Consider the following 19,169-nt stretch of genomic DNA (forward strand, 5'->3'; position numbering starts at 1 on the left):
CGCCAGAACCAGCCAGACCGCGTGAAAGCCTTTTTCGGCAAGGAAGAAGTCCGCTACGCCGCAGACTAGCCTGCCACATTTGCCTTACGGATCAAATAGTAGCACCGTGCCAAGCGCGGAGGGTGAGCGGACACGTATGCGCCGTCTCCATACCACTCGCGGGTCCCGACGCCTTCGTGGCCGACACGCTTGTCCATCGCCTTTGCCCGAAGATACCTGGGCGCGGCGCGGATAAAGAATTCATTGAGTCGCCCTTGGTGAGATCGCTGATATTCCAGGAAAGCCGAGGTCGGAGGGACTGCGAAATGGCACGACGACGTGGCGGACTGGTGGGACGGAAGACGGAACTCGCGGCCATCTGCGACGACCGTCGTGCCGCCGGCCCGACCGTGGTGTCCGGTCTGCCGGGCATCGGCAAGTCGGCGTTGCTGGAAGAGGTAAGCCGGACACTGGCCGAGAGCGGGGCCCCCGTCCTCACCGTGTCGTTGCCCGCCGGGCGGCCAGAGTGGGACCTGTTCGGCTTCCGTCCGGTGCTCGCGGCGATCCGTGAGCAGTATGAGCGGTTCGAAAGCGACCCCCGGCTGCCGGAGTCCCTGGAACGCGTGAGTGGCGCGTGCACAGAGGAGGCCTACGCCGATCCGTGGTCGCGCTTCTGCCTGCTGCACGCGATGTGCACCCTGTTCACCCGTCTCGAAACGACCGCGCCGGTGACGGTCGTGGTCGACGGGGCCGACCACCTTCCGGATCCCGTGCTCGCGGTGGCGCCGATGCACCGCGCGGGGCATACGGTCATCGCGTCGTGCCGCACGCCGGATCCGTTCCGCGGGACGCAGGGCCGGACGATCGAACTGGGACCGCTCTCGCCGGACGAAGCCGCGACCCTGCTCCGGCGCGCGACGGGTACGCGGGTCGCGCCGGCCGTCGAGCAGGCGGTCCAGTGGGCACTCGGACCGCTGTGGGGTCATCCGGCGGCGGTGCTTTCGACGGTGAACGAACTGCGTCGCGGCGAAAGGCTCGAGGTCGTCGACGGTCTCGTCCGCTTGTGTTCGGATGACACCCCCATCGCGACGCCGGACGGGCACCCCTTCTCCGAGGTGATCGAAAGCTTCGGCGAGATCGGCAAACGCGTGGTGCTGCTCGCGGCGAGCCCTCCCGGTTTCCTCCTCGAGGAGATCCGGTATCTCGAAGACGACGGCCAGGCGGGCACGACCGCGGGCCGGGCGGTCGACGCGTTGCTCCGGGCCGGGCTGCTGGACCACGATCCGGACGGTCGGATCCGGTGCCGGGTGCCCGGGATCGGAGCCGCGTTGGTCCGCAGTGGACAAGATATGCGACGGCTGCATGCCACTGTCGCCGAAGGCATACTCGACAGTGGCAGGGTGTCCGGGCCGCACGAGGAACCGATCGCCAGGCACATCGCCGCGGCGGGAAGCGAAATGCCGTCCAACGCGGACTACGTCGGCGCGCTGCGGTCCTCCGAGTACGCGCTCGCCGCAGACTCCGCCGAGCGCACCGCGCACCTCCATGCGATCTGGCGGCACACCGGCCGGACGGCCGACCGGCCCGGCCGCCAGACCGAACTCTTCCGTCACCTGGTCCGCACCGCCGACTACACGACGCTGGACGCGTTCACCCACGAGGCGCTGGCCGACGCGCCGGGAGCGGACGAGCGCGCCGAACTCGCGGTGGCCGCGGTCCTGTCCGCCGTGCACCTCGGCCGCCCGGTGCCCGAACACCTGCGAGACATGCTGGTGGGGGACGAAGCGACGGTGGAGTTCGCCGACCGCTGGTTCGCCGGACGGCAGATCGTGCCGGAGGAGGTGGAGTTGTCCCTGCTGCCGATCTGGCGTCAGGTCAGCTTCGCGGCGCCGTCACCGGGCCGTCGCGGCAACCTGCCTGATGACGAACTCGTCGAAGCCTGTGCCGTCCGCGATCTCGTGCCCGTGTTCCGGTCGGTGCTGGGCCGGGACTACCGGACCCCGGTGTCCGGTCCGGTGGCCGCGCACCACCGTGCGCGGGCCGCCCACGCGGAAGGGCTGTGGGCGGAAGTGCTGGACGCGGTGAACGAACTCGAAACACACGTTTCGGTGGACGAGCTGGTCCGTGAGCACGCCCGATTGCTCGCGGCGGAGGCGTGCGGGCGGCTCGGTGAAGCCCGCCGCTCGGCAGGCTGGCTGGCCAAGGTGCCGGGGAACGGCCGCCTTCCCCTGTTGCGGGCGTGGGTGGAAGCCGGCGCCCACCAGGAAGCCGGAGCCGACCACCTGGCGTTCGAGTCCGGTTGGCACGCTCTCCGGACCCACTTCGATTCCGACGACGAGATCGGCGCCGCGCGGCTGTTCCTCCGGCTCGCCCGGTTCGCCCGCCGCGACGGCGCTGCGTCCCGCCACGACGAGGTCGTGGCGGCCGCGGAAGAGTGGTTCGCCCGCAAGGGATCGCCGCGTTCCTCCGCACTGCTCACCCTGGTACGCGCCCAGGTGAACGGCGACGATACGAACACCGCGTCCACGGAACGGGTTCTGGTCGAAATCGGCCGGTTCCCCGCAGATCTCCGATCGGAGAACGGCAGTGGTGCGACGGCGGGCAGGGCGGGTGGTCGCGAACCGCTGTCGGAGACCGAGATCGGGATTCTCGACTTGGTGCGCACCGGACGGACCAACCGGCAGATCGCCCGCGCTGTCCGGATCAGCGAGAAAACGGTCGAGAAACACCTGACGAGGCTGTTCGCCAAAGCGGGTTGCCGCACCAGGTATGGCTTGGCGACCTCGGATCTGGGACGGGGATCAGATGCCATCGGAGCCTGAGCGGTCCGGTTGCGACCGGAACCGGTTTCCCGCCAAGGGGACCGAAGGCGAGTTGCCGCACGGCCATTCCGTCCATGTCCACCGGCTTGACTTCACACTGCGGCCGCAGTGGGGCGACACGGTGACGATCGAGGCGAATCTGTGTTACGACACCAAGGATCCGCTTGCCGTGACCCTGTCCTTCCTGCGAGACGGGGTCGAACCGGTCGAGTGGGTGCTCGGGCGTGATCTCCTGGTCGGTGGGATGGCTCTCTTGGTCGGTGACGGAGACGTCCGGATCCACCCTGGCGAGGACGACCCCGGCCTCGTGTGGTTCCACCTGGAAGTGCCTCCAGGTCGCGTGGCACTGACCGGCTGCCGTCGTCAACTGATCTCGTTCCTCGACTGCACGACCCACTTGGTGCCCCTCGGTCAGGAAGCGGAGTTGATGCAGATCGACGCGTCGATCACCCGAATCTTCACCGAAGACCGTGATGACCTCCCCGAGTCTTGACCTCGAAAGGTGAACCCGATGCCGGTCCTCAAAATGCCACGCCTCGGCCGACGCAGGTCGCAACTGGCCTGCGTGCGCATCGGTGCCTCGCTCGTCGTGCACGGTCCGGGGGGAATCACTGCGCAGGCCCGGGAACTGGCCTCCTCGGTTCCCGCCGATCCGGAGCACGTCCTCGTCGTCGTGGACCAGCCCGACGCCGGTGCTTCCTCGATCGCGGACGGCGTCCGGACGGTTCTCGGCGAGGAAATCCGTCCCCTTCGGTTGATCCCTTCCGCCGAAGCCGGGGTCATCACCCTGGCCACCGCGCAGAAACTCGCCGATCGGATCGGCCGGACGGTGATCTACCCCGACGGAGTGGTGCTCGCGAGCGCGTCCGGCCTGTGCTTTCTTCCTCCTTTCGAAGCCAACGGCTGGATCGGCTGCGGCCCTGGCAGTCAACCGGTCCGGCTGGGCCGAAGGTACCCTGCACCGGAGTGGGAAGGACCTGCCACCACCGACCCGCAGCGGGCAGGGCAGTCCACTGTGGTCGAACCGCTGCCCGCCGGCGTCTGGCTACGGCCGGACGGTCCGCAACGGTGGCTGGAGGCCGACCGTGCGCGGCTGTCCCGATGGCTCAGTGTGCGTCCCCGCGAGCTGACGGTGGTGCTCGGCGGACACGGCATACCGCCGCTCTCGCTGGACGACGTCGTCAAATGGTGGGCCGTGTTGCCGCCGGAATCCCGATCGAGGAGCCGGTTTCTGAGCTTCGGAGACGTTCCGGTCCCGTCGCACACCACACTCGGACAGGCACTGGCGGACGCCATCGGCGAGGAGATCGTGCTGTACGGCGGTCTCCCGGTGGGAGCGCCCGCGACGCCCGAATTCTTCACGCTGCGCCAGGACGGCTCGCACAGCTTCCGGACCTTCGCCGAGGAGATCACCTTCTCCCCGCGGCGGGGCGCGGCCAAGGCCGCCGCTCCGCAGATCCGCCGAGGCCGGTTGCCCTTCCAAGGACTGATCGAGGTCGGGCCCGGGGTTTACCAGTTCGAAGCGGATTCGGTCGTCGAGGTCGTTCAGGCGGGCTTGTGGCTCCGCACCGCTCGTGAGCCGGCGCGTGCGGCCGAGGTGAGGACGATGCCGTACGACCCCAAAGCCTTTCTGGTCTTTCATGACCCCGCTGTGGACGGGCACGACGCGCTCGTCGCGAAGTTGCTCGACCGGCTGGACGGCTCGATTCGCGTCGGCGCGAAGCCGTTCCCCGTCCCGTCGGCACCGGAACCGCGGCAGACCGACCTTCCGTTCGCGGCCGACCTCACCGCGCCGTTGACGCCGTTGCCCCGGCTTTCCCGGCTCCTGCGACGGCATCTGGATGAGACCGAGTCCCCGGAAGCCGCAGTGGCCACGGCTCCGGAGATCCCCTATCTTCCGGTGGAACTCGGTGGCGGCCAGGAAGCGGAATCCGCACCATCGGAAGCAGAGCCCCTTTCGGCACCGCGGCCGGAGCGGCAACCCGAGCCCGAGCCGAAGGCCGGAGCTCAGCCGGACCCGGAACCCCAGCCACAACCCGCGCCTCAATCGCAAGCAGAGCCCGAGCCGGAACCGGAGCCCGAGCCGGAGCCGCTGGCCGTGCAGTCCACGCCGAGCCCGGAACTGCGTGCCTGGCCTCTGAACCCCGGTTTCGCCGCCGATCGAGGGCACATCCGCGCGGGCAGGGAGGATGCTTTCGATGCGTTGTCGGCGCAGATCGCGGAGACGTGGCGTCGTTTCTCGCCGAATCGTCCGATGTCGGACAACGGGCTGACCGAAGCCGTGGCTGCCGGGCTTTACCTGGCCGGTGACGATCCCGACGTCGACGCGGGCCTGCGGGCGGGCACGCGGGGACCGCACGTGGAGTTCGGCCGGTGTGTGGCAGCGGGTCTGCAGAAGCTGCCGGCGCACCGCAACGTCGCGGCGACGGTGGTGACCCCGGCGCCGGAGTTGTGGGAGTTGCTCCGTGGCCACGCCACGCTGCGGGAATGGGGCTTCCTCAACCTCTCGACCGTACTGGGCGAGGCGGAGCAAGGCTCCACGGATCTGGTCGTCTGGTCGGTGACCGGGCGGCTCACGGCGTTGATCGAGTCGAAGGACGAAGGCCTGCTGAATCGGGTGGTCTTCCTACCAGGGACGGGCTTCAAGGTGCTCGATGTCGTCGAACCCCGGGGCAAGGAGCGAGGTCGCATCCTGATGCGTGAACTGGTGGCATCGGAAGTCGGTGCGGACGGCGGCAGCGCCGGCTCCACGGCCCGGGACGACCTCATCCGGTCGTCGTTGAGGCGGTTCGCGGGCCGCTCAGGCGGTGCGAAGTCGCGGCGGCCGTCCGGCGCCAGGAGCGCGCGGCCGGGCCGGATCCCCGGAATCGCGGACTCGCCGAGCCGGAAGAACGAATTATGACCGGTGAAGGCCTCCGGGCGATGAAAGCCCGCAGCTCACGATTGGTGAAGGAAAGTCCTCGGTCTTACCGGGGGAGTGGCAGTTCCGCCGATGGGCACGCACACCGCGTTACCGTCGACGGCAACCACGACCGCGGGTGCCGACCGGAAGGGGCAGCTTGCTCATGACCACCCGGCGAGGTTTTCGCGTGCCGCACCTGGCCGGAAGATCCACCAGGCTTTCACAGCGATTCAGCAGTTAAGGAGTTCCTGTGGCGACGAAAATCGACGCCGATGCCATCCGAGGGGTGGCCGACAACATCAGCAAGATCATGACCGAGCACAAGGCGGCCTTCGAGGCGCTGAAACACCATTGGCCGAATGCGGGGAAATTTTCTCTCGCCGAATGGATCGAGAGGGTTGTCGACGACCGGCGAAACGCCGTCGTCGCGCATGCTGACCACCTCACGCTCACCTTCGAGGCCATGAGCGCGAAGCTGAAAGCCATCGCGGACAAGTTCGAGAAGACCGACGGCGACAACGCCGCGGCGATCAAGAGTCTCCTCGCCGGGCTCGAGGCGGAGATTTCCGGCAAGATCACGACCTTCGATCAGAAGACCGAAAATGAGCAGAGGAACTACTCCGGAAACGGTACGCCGGATGACGGCGACGGATGGAACGACAACCTCACCAAGGAGTTTCGGAAGTAGCAGGACGGTTCCCGGAATCGCCATGCCCCCGACATGAACGACAGTACCGAGTGGAGCGAGTGCGGCCCGGTGGGGTAAGTGGCCGGAGGGCGGTCGCGGTGCCGGAAACGGTCCGTGATCGCCCTCGGACTCTGTTGGGCCCGTGGAATACTCGGCTCTATCATTGCTGCTCAACCAAGAAGAAGTCGCGGACGTGTGTCATTTATTCCCGAGATTCGGGAGAGGATCGCGCGGGATATTGGGGCACTTGCCCAAATCGTATGGGCAGGTTTTGTTGCCAAGAATGCGACATGCTTGTAAAGATGGCTGCCGTGTTTGCGTAGTTGAAGGGCCTATCACTATAGGTGATCTTCTTGCCTGTCGACGCGCATTCTGTCCTGTCGGTTGCGAAATGACATGAAATGGACGAAAAGTGACAACTGTTTTGACCACTTCGAAGCTTCAGCGGCTTGGTTATGAGCGATATGAGCTGGCGTCGACACTGGGCGTATCACCAGTGGACGAGCGGCTCCGAAGCTTGACTCTGGAATTCGAACGGCTGCCACTGGATCCCTACTCGCGAAACGACGGCCGTTATCGCCGGTTCGGCCGAGGGGTTTTGCTGCCGTGGAACGCCGAGTTCCGCTGGATGCCCGATGCCGTCGCGAACATGCCGGACGGTACGACGGTCAGCTTCAACGACTACCGGCAGGGAAGGCACAATCCGGAGTTCTCTGGCCTGGTGCGGCAAATGCCGGGGCTCACGGAGGGGATCAGATCGAATTCTCTCCTGGCGGAACTGATCGAATTCGACTTCGCGCAGACGGCCTGGAACGAGGCCGAACTCTGCTGGCCGGTCCATGTGGGCGTTCATTTGCTCAAGTTGTCGGTGGACAGACCCGGCGGCCGTGCGGTCGCCTCTCCCGACATGCTGCACCAGGACGGCGAACCCTATACGTTCGCGCACCTGATCTATCGGCGTGACGCGGAGGGTGGGGAGAACGTGATCGCCACGCCGGAGTATGCCGGCAACCTCCCGGAGGCCGTCGCGGATGAAGGGATCCTGGACCGGTTTGTGCTTCACCAGCCACTGGCCTCCTACGGGGTCAAAGACGACCTGGTCAGCCACTACGTCGCGCCGGTCACCGTCGCCGACGGGGCGGAGACGGCCGAGCGCGCGGTGCTGTTGATCGATTTCACGCCGATGTCACAACGAGCATGACAAGGCTGCTCGCACTGCCTTCGCTGGTCGTGGTCACGGCTGTCTGGGGAGCGACCTTCGTCGTCGTCAAAGACGTGACAGAGCAGGCGCCGCCGATGGATTTCCTGGCGGTGCGGTTTCTTCTCGCGGCCGGCGTACTGGCGTTGTGGCGTCCCGGCCGATTGCTGACCTTGAGCCGGCGGCAGTGGGCGAACGGCGTCGTCATGGGGCTCCTGCTGGGCATCGCCTACATGGGGCAGACTTTCGGGCAGCAGTACACTTCGGCGTCCATGTCGGGATTCATCACGGGAATGGCAGTGGTGTTCACGCCCATGATCGCGGGATTGCTGCTTCGGCGCCGGATCGGTCTGTCGACCTGGGCGGCGGTGACGATCGCGACGGCCGGACTGGGAATCATGACTGTGCGCGGCTTCACGATCGGCCTCGGCGAGGGGCTCATTCTGCTTGGCGCGCTTTTCTTCGCACTGCACGTCGTCGCGCTCAGTGAATGGTCCACGGCCGGCGACGCCTATGCCTTGACCATCGTGCAGTTGGGCGTGGTCGGTGTGCTTTGTCTCATACTGGGCGCCCCGAACGGATTGGACGTTCCCGGCGATCGGAGTTTCTGGATTCCCGTCGCGGGACTGGCGGTGATCGCGACCGCCGGAGCCTATCTCGTCCAGACCTGGGCGCAGGCCCGTTTGTCCGCGGTCGTCGCCGCTCTGGCCCTCACCATGGAGCCGGTCTTCGCCGGCGTGTTCGGTGTCCTGGTCGACGGAGACGAAATAACGGTTCGTATCGTCCTCGGCGGGGCGCTGGTGGTCATCGCCATGGCCATTACCGAAATTCGTACCACCACGTCGGCGCGGATCCCGGAAGCGCAAGCCGAGTATTGAGCCGAAGGCGTAACGCGCGTGCTCAGACACGGGACTCGCGTGCCTGGATTCCGCACTCGGGTGTCCCGGCTCTGAGCATGCGAGTGCGGTGCCACATCACCCGGGCCACCTGTCACCGGCAGCCTCAAGCCGGACACGCCACCTTTGGGTGCGGATGCTCCCGCCACGCCACGTTTGACTTACCCGTCAGTAGTCCGGGATTTTCGAGAGGCGTGGCGCGGCTTGCCAGAGTAAGGTGCTGCGTCCCACGGATCGTCGGGCAGCGAGTCGAGTGGTTGCCTGTTGCTACTTCGCCATGGACTTCGAGAGGTTCGGGATGCAGCGGAGTTCGTTGTGGACGGCGTCCACGGTCACGCTGGTGCCATGAGCGGGGACGCGTCCAGGCGGGATTCGGGTGACACGGCGCCCCAGGGCGATGGAGTCGTTCGATGGCGTGTGGTGATACTCGGGTTCTTGGTCGTCGTCCTCGACGGGTTCGACGGCGTCACGCTCGGTCTGGTGATCCCCACCCTCGTGAACGAGTGGAGGATCGACGCGGCCGCCTTCACCCTTCCGCTGGTCGTCGGGAGTATCGGACTGGTCATCGGGTATTCGAGTTCGGGGTGGGCCAGTGCTCGAGCCGGACGTCGTCGGGTGATTCTCTCCGGCACGGCGCTGTTCGCCGTCGGTTCGGCATGGACGGCCGTCAGCACGACGTTGCCGCCGCTGTCGATGGCGCGGCTGGTGACCGGGGTGGGTCTCGGGATCATCGTGCCTCCGGTGACCTCGTTGGCGGCCGACAACGGTCCCTCCCTTCGTCGGGAGACGATCACGGTGCTGGTCACCCTCGGTCTTGCCGTCGGACCGACCATCGCGGGGCTCACGGCAGGCAAGCTGATAGGCGCTTATGGCTGGGAGTCGGTTCTGTGGGCCGGAGCGGTGCTTCCGGTGCTGCTGATGCCGTTCCTGTGGTGTGGTATGCACGAGTCCGCCGACAGCGCGCGACAGCGGCCCGAAAAGGGGCAAGCGGCGGTTCGTCATCTGTTCGTCGTGGGCCGTCGTTCGGTGACTCTGCTGCTGTGGGCGATCTCCCTGCTGGTCGTCACCACGATCAGCGTCGTCACCACCTGGGCTCCGGTGCTCGTGACCGACTACGGGTTGAGTCCTACCGACGCTCCGCTGGCGATCGCCGCGTTCGGTCTCGGCGGTATGACAGGTGGCTCGGTCCTGGTCCTGCTGACGACCCGATTCCCGGCGGCCACCGTGGTCGTAGCGACCGCTGGGCTGGGCGCGGTTCTCCTGCTCGTCGCCGCGCGAGCGCCCTTGAGTCACCTCGGTCTGCTGATCGCCTTGGCCGGTATCGGGATGTGTTTGATCGCCACGGTCAACGGCCTCGTGGCAGTGGCCATGTCGAGGTACCCCGGCCCGCTCCGGACCACCGGAGTCGGATGGGTCATCGCGCTCGGCCGCATCGGCGGCATCATCGGCCCGGTCTACGGCGGCGCGCTCGTGACGCTGCGGCTTTCCTCGCGGGACATAGTTCTCGCCACCTGCGCGCTCATGATCGTCGCCGCGCTGCTGAACATCATGCTCGCCCGCCATCTCCGGGATGTGCCCTGAGCTGCTGAAACAGTCGGGTCCGCGGCCCTCAACAGCGGCACGCGAGGGCGAAGGTGAGCAGGGCGGTGGCGGTGAAGTCGATGGCCGGTTCGACGCTCTGCCAGGCTCCGACGTCGTCGACGAACCGCGCTCCTCGGCCGTCGAAGCGCTCGAAACCGCCGACGAGACAGGGGCGCATGGTCGGGAACCGGTTGAGCTCCGCGAACGCTTCGGCCTTGTTCGGGCCGTTGACCACGGCGCCGGTGAGTTCCTTGCCGGTGAGGTTCGCGGCCTGGTGCTCCGGGCACCGCGGGGACACGGCGCCGGATCCGATCACGAACGACATGCCCCAGGCGTTGGCGCCGAGCGCCCAGTTCCGTTGGCGGGTGCCGAAGGCGGTGTAGGTGTCCTGGCCGGTCGTCCGGCGGTGCAGCAGCGCGGTCGTCGCGAGGCCGAAAGTGTGCGGCACGGAATCGAATTCGAGCTGGTCGGCGCCCGCGCCGAACGGATCCTTGGCCGCCCGCGCCAGTCCGTCTTCGAGCTGGCGCGCGAGGTCGCCGGTCAGCCGATCGCGGGTGACGTCGCCCACGAGGCTCCCGGCGTCGATGAGCCCGACCAGGTCCGCGTGCGCGAGCGCGCTGACGTCGCCGACACCCAGGGTGCCGAGGGCGTCGGAGGTCAGGTAGGCCGCGGCCCACCGGCCGGCGTCCCGCGCCCACCGCCCGGCCCGCGGATCACCGAGTGCCTTGCCCGCCATGGCGAGCTCGGTCGCGGCGAACTCCATGTCGTCCTGCCAGGACGCTTCCGGATAGAAGGACGGCGGGTACGCGGTGGTCAGCGTGCCGGGTTCCCGGTCCGCGAGCTCGTAGACGCGAGCGGCCTCGTCCAAGGCGTGACGGGCATCCGCGCCGGTGCTCGTCTGTGCGGCGAGGGCGAAGGCGGCCGCGACCTTTCCGGCCAGGTTGGGGCTGATCGAGGCGCCCGGTCCGGCGGCACGGAACACCGGACGCCGCGCCAGCGCCGGATCCGCTCCCGGTGCCTCGTCGGCTTCGGGTAGTCGCCACACGTCGTGGTCACTGCGCACGTTCTCGTTGCCGGCGCCGATCCCGACCTGCGCGAGCAGGGTGCCCGCCTCCGCGTTCCACATCTTGTCCAGCCAGGCCAGCCCATGCCTGGTCTCGGCCGCCAGTTCGGCTCCGGCCGCGCGCGAATCCCGTTGGGCCATGAGGAGGGAGCCGAGACTGTAGGCGGTCGTGTGGGTGAACTTGAGGAAGTCGCCCGCGTCGAACCAGCCACCGGCGACGTCGACCGGTCCGCCTGCCCGGACGAGCCGCTCGTCCTGCAACTCGGTGCCCTCTTCGTCGTAGCGGGGGACTTCGTACACCGTCGCCCGCGCGTCGTTCAAATGCGCGGGCTTGCGGTCCACGGTGGATGCCAGAACCTCGGAACCGTCGCGCTGGGCTTGGAAGAAGCGGATGTTCGCCGCGACCTGCGGCGCGAAAAGGGCGGCCGACGAGTCGATTCGGAACAGCGGGGACGGTTCCGCGCCCTCGGCCAGGATCCGGTAGCCGCCCGGCGTGCGTACCGCTGAGATATCCAGTACGCGCACGCTGGGGAAGCCGCTGTTCCAGGCACCGGTCGACGCGCCGGCGGTGCCGTCGAGGACGGTGCGTCCGGACTCGTCGACCACCCGGAACGGCGACGCGCCGCCCGCGTTCATCAGGTAGGCGTGTTTCGTCTCGGTGGTGCCGTAGCCGACCTGGTCGACCCGCACGAATCCGTTCGCGGCCGATGCGGTGGTGCCTGCGGTACAGGCGGAGACGAGCAGAACAGCGGCCAACGGCGCCACACGTTCGAACAGGCTCCACGCGCGGCCCCGGCCGAGCCCGCGCCGTCGCGAAATCGACCGGGTGTCGTGCATGATTTCGACGTTTCCTCCGCTTCGGTGAACTGTGCAGGTCATCAAGGAGCCGACGCGTTCGATGATATATAACCCGAACTCGTCGTAGGCGGCGTCGGGAAAGGCGTGGATTGGCCACAATGGTCAGCAGTCCTGCACGTTCGGCGAGGTTTCTCCGGATCCCTGGGACATCCGGAGCGGTATTTCACGCGAAGACGCGTAGCTGAACAGTGCCCGAATATCCGTCGGATTGCCCTGATGTCGTTGGATCGGTGTCCGGTGCCCGAAGGGGCAACATTCCTATGACGGAAGCGTCCCGTGCCGGTCCGCGTCCTATCGGGACCAGTCCGGCACCGCCATCGGTCCGTCAGGCGACGGTGTCCAGTTTTGGGCACTTTCGCGGGGGTCGTGAGTGGTAATGAGCGTTCTAACGATCATTACCACTCACGACGCCACGCAAACTGCACATATCGGGCATTCCGACACCGAAGAATGTCCCTTGTGGACACTCAGCCACTCATGTCCGGCCTGCCGGCGAGGTCTGGCTCAGGCGAGCGCCGCGCGGGCCTCTCCCAAAGCGAAGCCGAGCAAGTTCAAGCCCCGCCAGCGTTCCGCGTTTTCGACGTGCGGGTGGTCGGCGGCTAGCCCGATCCCCCAGACGGCGTCCAGCGGACTGGCCTCGACCAGCACCCGGTTCTTGGTGTCGGGCAGGAAACCGCGCAGTTCCGGGTGCTGCCCGAATTTCGCGATCGTTCCGTCGAGGACGACGCCGTAGCGCTCGTCCTCCCAGCGAGCCTGCTCGAATCCCCGCACTTCGCGACCCAGCGCCTTGGCCTCACGCGGATGCCGGGCGCCGAGGATTCGCGCCGCGCTCTCGGCGTCGTCGAACAGGACGGCTTTGCGCCACATCATGTAGTGCTCGGCCGTCGAGAAGGTTTCCCCGTCGGCGGTGAACCGGGCGGGCCACCACTGGCTGAAGCATTCCGGCCCGATCGTGCCGTCACGCCGGGGCTGATGGCCCCAGAAGAACAGGAATTTGACGCGGCTCCCCGATCGCTGGAGCCGGACGACTTCGGCGACCGAGCGCGGGTTTCCGGACATGCCGGACAGCATGCCCGCCGTCGGTCGTGGCGCGCAGCCGATTTACCGGGCGGCGATCAGGCCAGCCAGGCGATCGCGCCGCCGATGGCCAGCAGCGCGCCGAGCCCCAGCACGACGGCCATGAACTTGACGCTCTTCCAGGTCGCGTAGACGCCGCCGATCAGGAAGCCGCCGAGCGCGAACAGCAGCACAGCGATGGTCGTGTTACTCACGACCGCCACCCTGCCACACGTCCGCGGCCGGGACCGCGCCGGGCTCGGCCTTGTGCCGGAGGCCGGACGCGGCTAACGTACAACCACATGGTTGTACTTCGGGAGGAGAGCGAGGAGTCGCTCAACCAGCTCTTCCGTGCCTTGGCCGACGGCACCCGCCGCGACATCCTGGCGCGGGCGATCACCGAAACGCCGTCGGTGTCCGAGCTCGCCGCGCGCTACGAGATGAGCTTCGCCGCCGTACAGAAACACGTCGCCGTGCTCCAGCGCGCGGGTCTCGTCCGGAAACGCGCCCACGGCCGCGAGCAGCTGGTCTCGACCGATCGCGAGCGGCTCCAGCGGGCAGGCGAACTGCTCGACTCCTACGAAGTCCTTTGGCGCCAACGGGTGGCACAGCTCGATGACGTCCTGCGGGAAGGAAACTGACGATGCCGATCACCTCCGTCACCAAGGAGGCCGAGAAACTCAGCCTCACCGTCGTGGCGGACTTTCCCGTTCCGCGAGAACGCCTTTGGGCGGCTTGGGCCGATCCACGGCAGCTCGAGCGCTTTTGGGGGCCACCGTTCGCGCCCGCCACCTTCACCCATCACGATTTCCGGGCAGGCGGCCGCGCCGAGTACTTCCTGTCCGGGCCGAACGGGGAGAAATGGGCCAATTCCTGGAAGTTCACCGCGGTGAACCCCATCGACTCGTTCGAAGTGGAAGACGGTGAGGACAACGCCGCCGACGAGAACATGCCGACCTCGATGACTTTCACCTTCGAGACGACACCGACGGGATCACGGATGATCCATGTGACGCGGTTTTCCAGCGTCGAAGCCATGGAGAAGACGATCCCCGGGATGGAAGAGGGGTTCCGCGCCGCGATGCCCCAGCTCGACGCGTTACTGGAGGCATGATGAGAAAGCTCAAGATCATCGAACACATCTCGCTCGACGGCGTGGTCCAGCATTCCGCCGACGAGAACGGCTTCCCGTACAGCGGCTGGAACATGCCCTACCGGACAGCCGAAGGCCGCGAGGCCATCCTGGCCGCGCACACCGAAAGCTTCGACCTGCTGCTCGGCCGCCACACTTACGACCTCTGGTCGGAATACTGGCCGGACGCGCCGAGCGATCCGCTCGCGGACCGGCTCAAGGCGGCGACGAAGTTCGTCGTCACCCATCGGCCGGAGAGCCTGAAATGGGGCCCGTTCGAGGGCCTCGGCCCGGATATCGCCGAAGCCGTTCGCCGCGTCAAGGCACAGGACGGCCCCGACCTCATCCTCTCGGGCAGCTCCACGCTGACGTCGACGCTGCTCGAAAACGGGCTCGCGGACGAGGTCGTGCTGGCCGTCTATCCGCTCCTTTTGGGCACGGGCAAGCGTTTCTTCGCCGAAGGAACGCCTGCCCAGTCCTTGGAGTTCACCGGCACCACCGCGACCCCGTCCGGTGTCCAGCTCAATACTTACACGCCGGCTGGACGCGTTTAGTCCTCTGGATGCGGTAGTTGCACACGCAAGGAACGCATCCAGAGGACGAAACGCGGGGGTTAGAGAACGCCCTTGGTGGACGGGATGCCGCCCGCTCGCGGGTCCGGCTCGGTGGCGGCACGCAGCGCCCGCGCGACGGCCTTGTACTCGGCCTCCGCGATGTGGTGCGGGTCGCGGCCGTGCAGGACCCGCACGTGCAGCGCGATCTGCGCGTGGAACGACAGCGAGTCGAACACGTGCCGCGTCAGCACGAACGGGTAGTTCCCGCCGATGGTGAAGCTGTTGAACTGCTCCGGCTCGCCCAGGTGCACGCAGTACGGGCGCCCGGAGACGTCGATCGCGGCGTGCGCGAGGGTCTCGTCCATCGGGATCCACGCGTCGCCGAACCGGCGGATACCGCTCTTGTCGCCGAGCGCCTGCCGCAGCGCCTGGCCGAGCACGATCGCGGTGTCCTCGACGGTGTGGTGCGCGTCGATGTGCACGTCACCGGTCGCCTGCACCTTGAGGTCGAGCGAGCCGTGCACGCCGAACGCGGTGAGCATGTGGTCGTAGAACGGTACACCGGTGTCGATCTCGACCTGACCCGTGCCGTCCAGATCGAGCTGGACCGAAATGGACGATTCCTTGGTGGTGCGATCCACCTTGCCGACGCGACTCATCGCGGCACCTCCTTGCTGGCCTCGAGAAAGGCGTCGTTCTCTTCCGGCGTCCCGATGGTCACCCGCAGGTGCCCTTCGATGCCGACGTCCCTGATCAGCACGCCGTTGTCCAAATAGGACTTCCAGGTCGCGGGCGCGTCCGCGAACCGTCCGAAGAGGACGAAGTTCGCGTCGCTCGGGACCGGCGTGAATCCCAAGCCCAGCAACGCTTCCACCACGCGATCGCGTTCGGCCGCGAGTTTGGCGACCGAGGCGAGGGTGGCGTCCGCGTGCCGCAGCGCGGCCCGCGCGGCGGCCTGCGTGAGCTTCGAGAGGTGGTACGGCAGGCGCACCAGCTGCAGCGCGTCGACGATCGCGGGCGCGGCCGCCAGATAGCCGAGCCGTCCGCCCGCGAAGGCGAACGCCTTGCTCATCGTGCGCGACACGATCAGCTTCGCCGGGTACTCCTCGAGAAGCTCGATGGCGCTCGGCTGCGACGAGAACTCCGCGTACGCCTCGTCGACCACCACGATGCCCGGCGCCGCTTCGAGCAGCCCGCGCAGTTCGCCGAACGGGATCGACCCGCCGGTCGGATTGTTCGGGCTGGTCACGAACACGATGTCCGGACGGCGTTCGCGCACCAGCGCGGCCGCCTTCTCGGTGTCGAGCGTGAAATCGTCGCGGCGCGGCACGGGAAGCCAGTCGGTGCGGGTGCCCGCCGAGATGATCGGGTGCATCGAGTACGACGGCTCGAAGCCCAGCGCCGACCGGCCGGGGCCGCCGAAGGCCTGCAGGATCTGCTGCAGGATCTCGTTGGACCCGTTGGCGGCCCACACGTTCGACTCCGATACCAGCACGCCGGTGGACACCGCGAGGTAGTCGGCGAGGTCCTGGCGCAACGCGACGGCGTCGCGATCCGGGTAGCGGTGCAGCGAAGCGGCCTCGGCGCGGACGGCCTCGGCGACGTCGGCCACCAGCGCGTCCGGCGGCGGGTACGGGTTTTCGTTGGTGTTGAGCCGGATCGGCACGTCGAGCTGCGGTGCGCCGTACGGGGTCTTGCCCCGCAGGTCCTCCCGCAACGGGAGCGCGCCGAGCGTGATCTCCTCGCCGATGCTCATGCCCGCTCCCCTTCGAACCGCGCCGTGATGGCCTCGCCGTGCGCGGGCAGGTCCTCGGCGTTCGCCAGCGCGACGACGCGGCCGGCGATCTCGCGCAACGCGTCCTGGCTGTAGTCGACGACGTGCACGCCCTTGAGGAAGCTCTGCACCGAAAGCCCGGACGAGTGCCGCGCGAATCCGCCGGTGGGCAGGACGTGGTTGGACCCGGCGCAGTAGTCGCCGAGCGAGACGGGCGCGTACGCCCCGACGAAGATAGCGCCGGCGTTGCGCACGCGGGCCGCCACCGCACGCGCGTCCGCGGTCTGGATCTCCAGGTGTTCCGCGGCGTACGCGTCGACGACGCGGATCCCGTCGTCCACAGTGGACACGAGAATGATGCCGGACTGCTTGCCGCCCAAGGCTTCCGTCACGCGCTCGGAGTGCTTGGTCGCGGCCACGCGGCCGGCGAGTTCCTTGTCGACGGCGTCCGCGAGCTGCTCGGACGTGGTCACCAGCACGCTCGCGGCGAGCGGGTCGTGCTCGGCCTGGCTGATCAGGTCGGCGGCGACGTGCACCGGGTCGGCGGTCTCGTCGGCGAGGATCGCGATCTCGGTCGGGCCCGCCTCGGAGTCGATGCCGATGATGCCGCGCAGCATGCGCTTCGCCGCGGTGAGGTAGATGTTGCCCGGCCCGGTCACTATGTCGACAGGTTCCAGCGTCGTGCCATCGGTGTCCGTGCCGCCGTACGCGAGCAGCGCGACGGCCTGCGCGCCGCCGACGGCCCAGACCTCGTCGACACCGAGCAGTTCGGCGGCGGCCAGGATCGTCGGGTGCGGGAGCCCGCCGAACGCGGCCTGCGGCGGCGAGCACAGCACGAGCGTGCCGACGCCGGCGATCTGCGCCGGGACGACGTTCATCACCACGGTCGAGGGGTACACCGCGAGCCCGCCCGGCGCGTACAGCCCGACACGCTCGACCGGGATCCAGCGCTCGGTGACCGTGCCGCCGTCGACGACCTCGGTCGTGACGTCCTGACGGCGCTGGTCGCCGTGGACCTTGCGGGCGCGGACGATGGACTCCTCCAGCGCCTCGCGGACGGCCGGGTCCAGGTTCGCGAGCGCGCCGGTGAGCTCCGAGGCGGCCACGCGGACACCTCCGGGGCGGACCTTGTCGAACTTCTCGGTGTACTCGAGGACCGCCTCGACGCCGCGATCGCGGACCGCCTCGACCACCGGCCGGACGTGATGCAGCGCCGCGTCCACGTCGTACTCGGCACGCGGGAGCGTGCTCCTGAGTTCGGCAACGGACGGGACCTGTCCACGCAGGTCGGTACGGTTCAGCATGGGTCAAGGGTACGAGGTGGCCCGATCGCCCCGAGCAGGCACACTGGGGTGGTGACCAGCGATCCCACGATGAGGGAGGCCTCCGTGCCGCGAATCGGGTTGTGCCAGCTCACGGCCGCCGAGGATCCCGAAACGAACCTGAAGCTGATTCGCGAAGGCGTGACGGCCGCGGCGGCCGACGGCGCGCGGATCGTGGTGTTCCCCGAGGCGGCGATGGCGCGCTTCGGCATCCCGCTCGCGCCCGTCGCGCAACCCTTGGACGGCCCGTGGGCGTCCACTGTGGCGGCGCTCGCCGACGAGCACGGCGTCGTGGTCGTCGCGGGCATGTTCACGCCGTCGCCCGACGGGCGCGTGAGCAACACGCTGCTCGTCACCGGCGCCGGCCACCACTTCGGCTACGACAAGATCCATCTGTACGACGCGTTCGGGTTCGCCGAGTCCGACACGGTCGCCCCGGGCACCGCGCCTGCCACCTTCGAGGTCGACGGGGTCACCTTCGGCGTCGCGACCTGCTACGACATCCGCTTTCCCGAACTGTTCCGGAAGCTGGCCGACGACGGCGCCGACATCGTCCTCGTGCCGACGTCCTGGGGCGCGGGCGACGGCAAACGCGAGCAATGGGAGGTGCTGGTGCGCGCCCGCGCGCTCGACTCCGGCTGCTGGGTGCTCGGCTGCGGACAGGCCGATCCGGCCACGACCTCGACGCCGGTGAACCCGAAGGCGCCGACCGGGATCGGCTACTCCACGGTGTCCGACGGTTTCGGCCGCGTCCACACCCAGCTGGGCGCCGGGCCCGAACTGGTGATCGTCGACATCGATCCCGCGGTCAGCGGGAAGTCGCGGGCGGCGACGGGCGTTCTGGCGAACCGTCGGCTGTAGCGCCTGTAGCGTCCACAGACCGCTCGAAGAAGGATTCGAGCACCACGATCGTCTGCGTCCCGGTGACGCCTTCGATCGCGTACAGCCTGCGCAAGGACGCCTGCAGCTCCTCGGTGGTCGGCGTGCGCACCTTCACCAGCAGCGAGGCCGGGCCCGCGATGATGTGCGCCTCGACGACCTCTGGCAGCGCCTCCAGCGCGGCCTTGGTCGGCGGATCGCCCATCCACGAGCCCGCCTCGACCAGCACGAACGCCATCACCCCCCGGCCGACGGCCGCCGGATCGACGTCGACGGTCGTGCGCCGGATGACGCCCTGTTCGCGCAGTTTGCGGACCCGCTCGTGCGCGGCGCCCGCGGACAGCCCGACCGCCTTGCCGAGCGCGGCGTAAGCCTGAGTCGCGTCCTGCTGCAACGCGGTGAGCAGTATGCGATCCACGTCATCCATGGGTTGACCATATCAAGTTCGGCGGTTCATGATGATCG

The 19,169-nt window shown here is 68.0% G+C and carries 18 protein-coding genes; 11 read left to right on the forward strand and 7 right to left on the reverse strand.

Features of this window, described 5'->3' with window-relative positions:
• The first annotated feature begins 305 nt into the window (after window positions 1-305).
• The 7 genes from ACIRGA_RS32690 (at window position 306) to ACIRGA_RS32720 (ending at window position 10,066) form a co-directional block, all read left to right on the forward strand.
• Window positions 306-2,801 carry a LuxR C-terminal-related transcriptional regulator gene (locus ACIRGA_RS32690; RefSeq protein WP_400948435.1) on the forward strand — a complete coding sequence of 832 codons (2,496 nt, stop codon included), beginning with the start codon at window positions 306-308 and terminating at the stop codon, window positions 2,799-2,801.
• Window positions 2,785-3,294: an SsgA family sporulation/cell division regulator gene (locus tag ACIRGA_RS32695; RefSeq protein WP_007032963.1), complete on the forward strand. Its 510-nt coding sequence runs from the start codon at window positions 2,785-2,787 to the stop codon at window positions 3,292-3,294. Before ACIRGA_RS32690 ends, ACIRGA_RS32695 begins: the two co-directional genes overlap by 17 nt.
• Window positions 3,295-3,312: 18 nt before the next feature.
• Window positions 3,313-5,703 (forward strand): hypothetical protein, encoded by a 2,391-nt coding sequence (locus ACIRGA_RS32700; protein ID WP_400948438.1) that lies wholly within the window; start codon window positions 3,313-3,315, stop codon window positions 5,701-5,703.
• Window positions 5,704-5,953: 250 nt separating this feature from the next.
• Window positions 5,954-6,391 carry a hypothetical protein gene (locus ACIRGA_RS32705; RefSeq protein WP_007032961.1) on the forward strand — a complete coding sequence of 146 codons (438 nt, stop codon included), beginning with the start codon at window positions 5,954-5,956 and terminating at the stop codon, window positions 6,389-6,391.
• A 412-nt stretch (window positions 6,392-6,803) separates the two neighbouring features.
• Window positions 6,804-7,592 carry a 2OG-Fe dioxygenase family protein gene (locus ACIRGA_RS32710; RefSeq protein ID WP_400948442.1) on the forward strand — a complete coding sequence of 263 codons (789 nt, stop codon included), beginning with the start codon at window positions 6,804-6,806 and terminating at the stop codon, window positions 7,590-7,592.
• The gene (locus ACIRGA_RS32715; RefSeq protein WP_400948446.1) at window positions 7,589-8,467 is read left to right on the forward strand and encodes a DMT family transporter; all 879 of its coding nucleotides are present in this window, start codon (window positions 7,589-7,591) and stop codon (window positions 8,465-8,467) included. Before ACIRGA_RS32710 ends, ACIRGA_RS32715 begins: the two co-directional genes overlap by 4 nt.
• 453 nt (window positions 8,468-8,920) lie before the next feature.
• Window positions 8,921-10,066 (forward strand): MFS transporter, encoded by a 1,146-nt coding sequence (locus ACIRGA_RS32720; protein WP_400948450.1) that lies wholly within the window; start codon window positions 8,921-8,923, stop codon window positions 10,064-10,066.
• Between the two features lie 28 nt (window positions 10,067-10,094).
• On the opposite strand, the gene ACIRGA_RS32725 is transcribed toward ACIRGA_RS32720, so the two are convergent.
• From ACIRGA_RS32725 to ACIRGA_RS32735, 3 genes are all read right to left on the reverse strand, one after another.
• Window positions 10,095-11,966 carry a glycoside hydrolase family 9 protein gene (locus ACIRGA_RS32725; RefSeq protein WP_400948453.1) on the reverse strand — a complete coding sequence of 624 codons (1,872 nt, stop codon included), beginning with the start codon at window positions 11,964-11,966 and terminating at the stop codon, window positions 10,095-10,097.
• A gap of 525 nt (window positions 11,967-12,491) precedes the next feature.
• Window positions 12,492-13,046: an NADAR family protein gene (locus tag ACIRGA_RS32730; RefSeq protein ID WP_400948456.1), complete on the reverse strand. Its 555-nt coding sequence runs from the start codon at window positions 13,044-13,046 to the stop codon at window positions 12,492-12,494.
• A gap of 56 nt (window positions 13,047-13,102) precedes the next feature.
• Window positions 13,103-13,258 (reverse strand): hypothetical protein, encoded by a 156-nt coding sequence (locus ACIRGA_RS32735; RefSeq protein WP_400948459.1) that lies wholly within the window; start codon window positions 13,256-13,258, stop codon window positions 13,103-13,105.
• 87 nt (window positions 13,259-13,345) lie between these two features.
• Between ACIRGA_RS32735 and ACIRGA_RS32740 the strand changes: the two genes are divergently transcribed.
• Genes ACIRGA_RS32740 through ACIRGA_RS32750 form a run of 3 tightly spaced genes read left to right on the forward strand, consistent with a single transcriptional unit; the run spans window position 13,346 to window position 14,729 of the window.
• Window positions 13,346-13,684, forward strand: coding sequence for an ArsR/SmtB family transcription factor (locus ACIRGA_RS32740; protein WP_400948461.1), 339 nt, complete (start codon window positions 13,346-13,348; stop codon window positions 13,682-13,684).
• A 2-nt stretch (window positions 13,685-13,686) separates the two neighbouring features.
• Window positions 13,687-14,157 carry an SRPBCC domain-containing protein gene (locus ACIRGA_RS32745; RefSeq protein WP_400948464.1) on the forward strand — a complete coding sequence of 157 codons (471 nt, stop codon included), beginning with the start codon at window positions 13,687-13,689 and terminating at the stop codon, window positions 14,155-14,157.
• Window positions 14,157-14,729, forward strand: coding sequence for a dihydrofolate reductase family protein (locus ACIRGA_RS32750; RefSeq protein ID WP_400948467.1), 573 nt, complete (start codon window positions 14,157-14,159; stop codon window positions 14,727-14,729). Before ACIRGA_RS32745 ends, ACIRGA_RS32750 begins: the two co-directional genes overlap by 1 nt.
• A gap of 59 nt (window positions 14,730-14,788) precedes the next feature.
• Here the strand turns inward: ACIRGA_RS32750 and hisB are convergent, their stop codons facing one another.
• From hisB to hisD, 3 genes are read right to left on the reverse strand one after another with little or no spacing between them, the layout of a single operon-like run.
• Complete coding sequence (hisB, locus tag ACIRGA_RS32755) at window positions 14,789-15,388, reverse strand: imidazoleglycerol-phosphate dehydratase HisB (protein ID WP_007029930.1); 600 nt, start codon at window positions 15,386-15,388, stop codon at window positions 14,789-14,791.
• Window positions 15,385-16,485: a histidinol-phosphate transaminase gene (locus tag ACIRGA_RS32760; RefSeq protein WP_400948470.1), complete on the reverse strand. Its 1,101-nt coding sequence runs from the start codon at window positions 16,483-16,485 to the stop codon at window positions 15,385-15,387. Before ACIRGA_RS32760 ends, hisB begins: the two co-directional genes overlap by 4 nt.
• Window positions 16,482-17,807 carry a histidinol dehydrogenase gene (gene hisD, locus ACIRGA_RS32765; RefSeq protein WP_400948473.1) on the reverse strand — a complete coding sequence of 442 codons (1,326 nt, stop codon included), beginning with the start codon at window positions 17,805-17,807 and terminating at the stop codon, window positions 16,482-16,484. Before hisD ends, ACIRGA_RS32760 begins: the two co-directional genes overlap by 4 nt.
• A gap of 84 nt (window positions 17,808-17,891) precedes the next feature.
• Here hisD and ACIRGA_RS32770 point away from each other — a divergent pair, with 84 nt between their 5' ends.
• On the forward strand, window positions 17,892-18,686 hold the full coding sequence (locus tag ACIRGA_RS32770) for a carbon-nitrogen hydrolase family protein (protein ID WP_400948554.1): 795 nt from the start codon (window positions 17,892-17,894) through the stop codon (window positions 18,684-18,686).
• Here the strand turns inward: ACIRGA_RS32770 and ACIRGA_RS32775 are convergent.
• Window positions 18,634-19,131, reverse strand: coding sequence for an Lrp/AsnC family transcriptional regulator (locus ACIRGA_RS32775; RefSeq protein ID WP_400948476.1), 498 nt, complete (start codon window positions 19,129-19,131; stop codon window positions 18,634-18,636). The genes ACIRGA_RS32770 and ACIRGA_RS32775 overlap by 53 nt on opposite strands.
• Window positions 19,132-19,169: the final 38 nt, after the last annotated feature.

The organism is Amycolatopsis sp. NPDC102389, from assembly GCF_044765885.1.
GTDB lineage: Bacteria > Actinomycetota > Actinomycetes > Mycobacteriales > Pseudonocardiaceae > Amycolatopsis.

Excerpts from the sequence above, each read along its gene's own strand:
- ACIRGA_RS32690 (WP_400948435.1), top strand. The coding sequence starts at position 306 with ATGGCACGACGACGTGGCGGACTGGTGGGACGGAAGACGGAACTCGCG.
- ACIRGA_RS32695 (WP_007032963.1), top strand. The coding sequence starts at position 2,785 with ATGCCATCGGAGCCTGAGCGGTCCGGTTGCGACCGGAACCGGTTTCCC.
- ACIRGA_RS32700 (WP_400948438.1), top strand. The coding sequence starts at position 3,313 with ATGCCGGTCCTCAAAATGCCACGCCTCGGCCGACGCAGGTCGCAACTG.
- ACIRGA_RS32715 (WP_400948446.1), top strand. The coding sequence starts at position 7,589 with ATGACAAGGCTGCTCGCACTGCCTTCGCTGGTCGTGGTCACGGCTGTC.
- ACIRGA_RS32725 (WP_400948453.1), bottom strand. The coding sequence starts at position 11,966 with ATGCACGACACCCGGTCGATTTCGCGACGGCGCGGGCTCGGCCGGGGC.
- ACIRGA_RS32730 (WP_400948456.1), bottom strand. The coding sequence starts at position 13,046 with ATGTCCGGAAACCCGCGCTCGGTCGCCGAAGTCGTCCGGCTCCAGCGA.
- ACIRGA_RS32740 (WP_400948461.1), top strand. The coding sequence starts at position 13,346 with ATGGTTGTACTTCGGGAGGAGAGCGAGGAGTCGCTCAACCAGCTCTTC.
- ACIRGA_RS32745 (WP_400948464.1), top strand. The coding sequence starts at position 13,687 with ATGCCGATCACCTCCGTCACCAAGGAGGCCGAGAAACTCAGCCTCACC.
- ACIRGA_RS32750 (WP_400948467.1), top strand. The coding sequence starts at position 14,157 with ATGAGAAAGCTCAAGATCATCGAACACATCTCGCTCGACGGCGTGGTC.
- hisB (WP_007029930.1), bottom strand. The coding sequence starts at position 15,388 with ATGAGTCGCGTCGGCAAGGTGGATCGCACCACCAAGGAATCGTCCATT.
- ACIRGA_RS32760 (WP_400948470.1), bottom strand. The coding sequence starts at position 16,485 with ATGAGCATCGGCGAGGAGATCACGCTCGGCGCGCTCCCGTTGCGGGAG.
- hisD (WP_400948473.1), bottom strand. The coding sequence starts at position 17,807 with ATGCTGAACCGTACCGACCTGCGTGGACAGGTCCCGTCCGTTGCCGAA.
- ACIRGA_RS32775 (WP_400948476.1), bottom strand. The coding sequence starts at position 19,131 with ATGGATGACGTGGATCGCATACTGCTCACCGCGTTGCAGCAGGACGCG.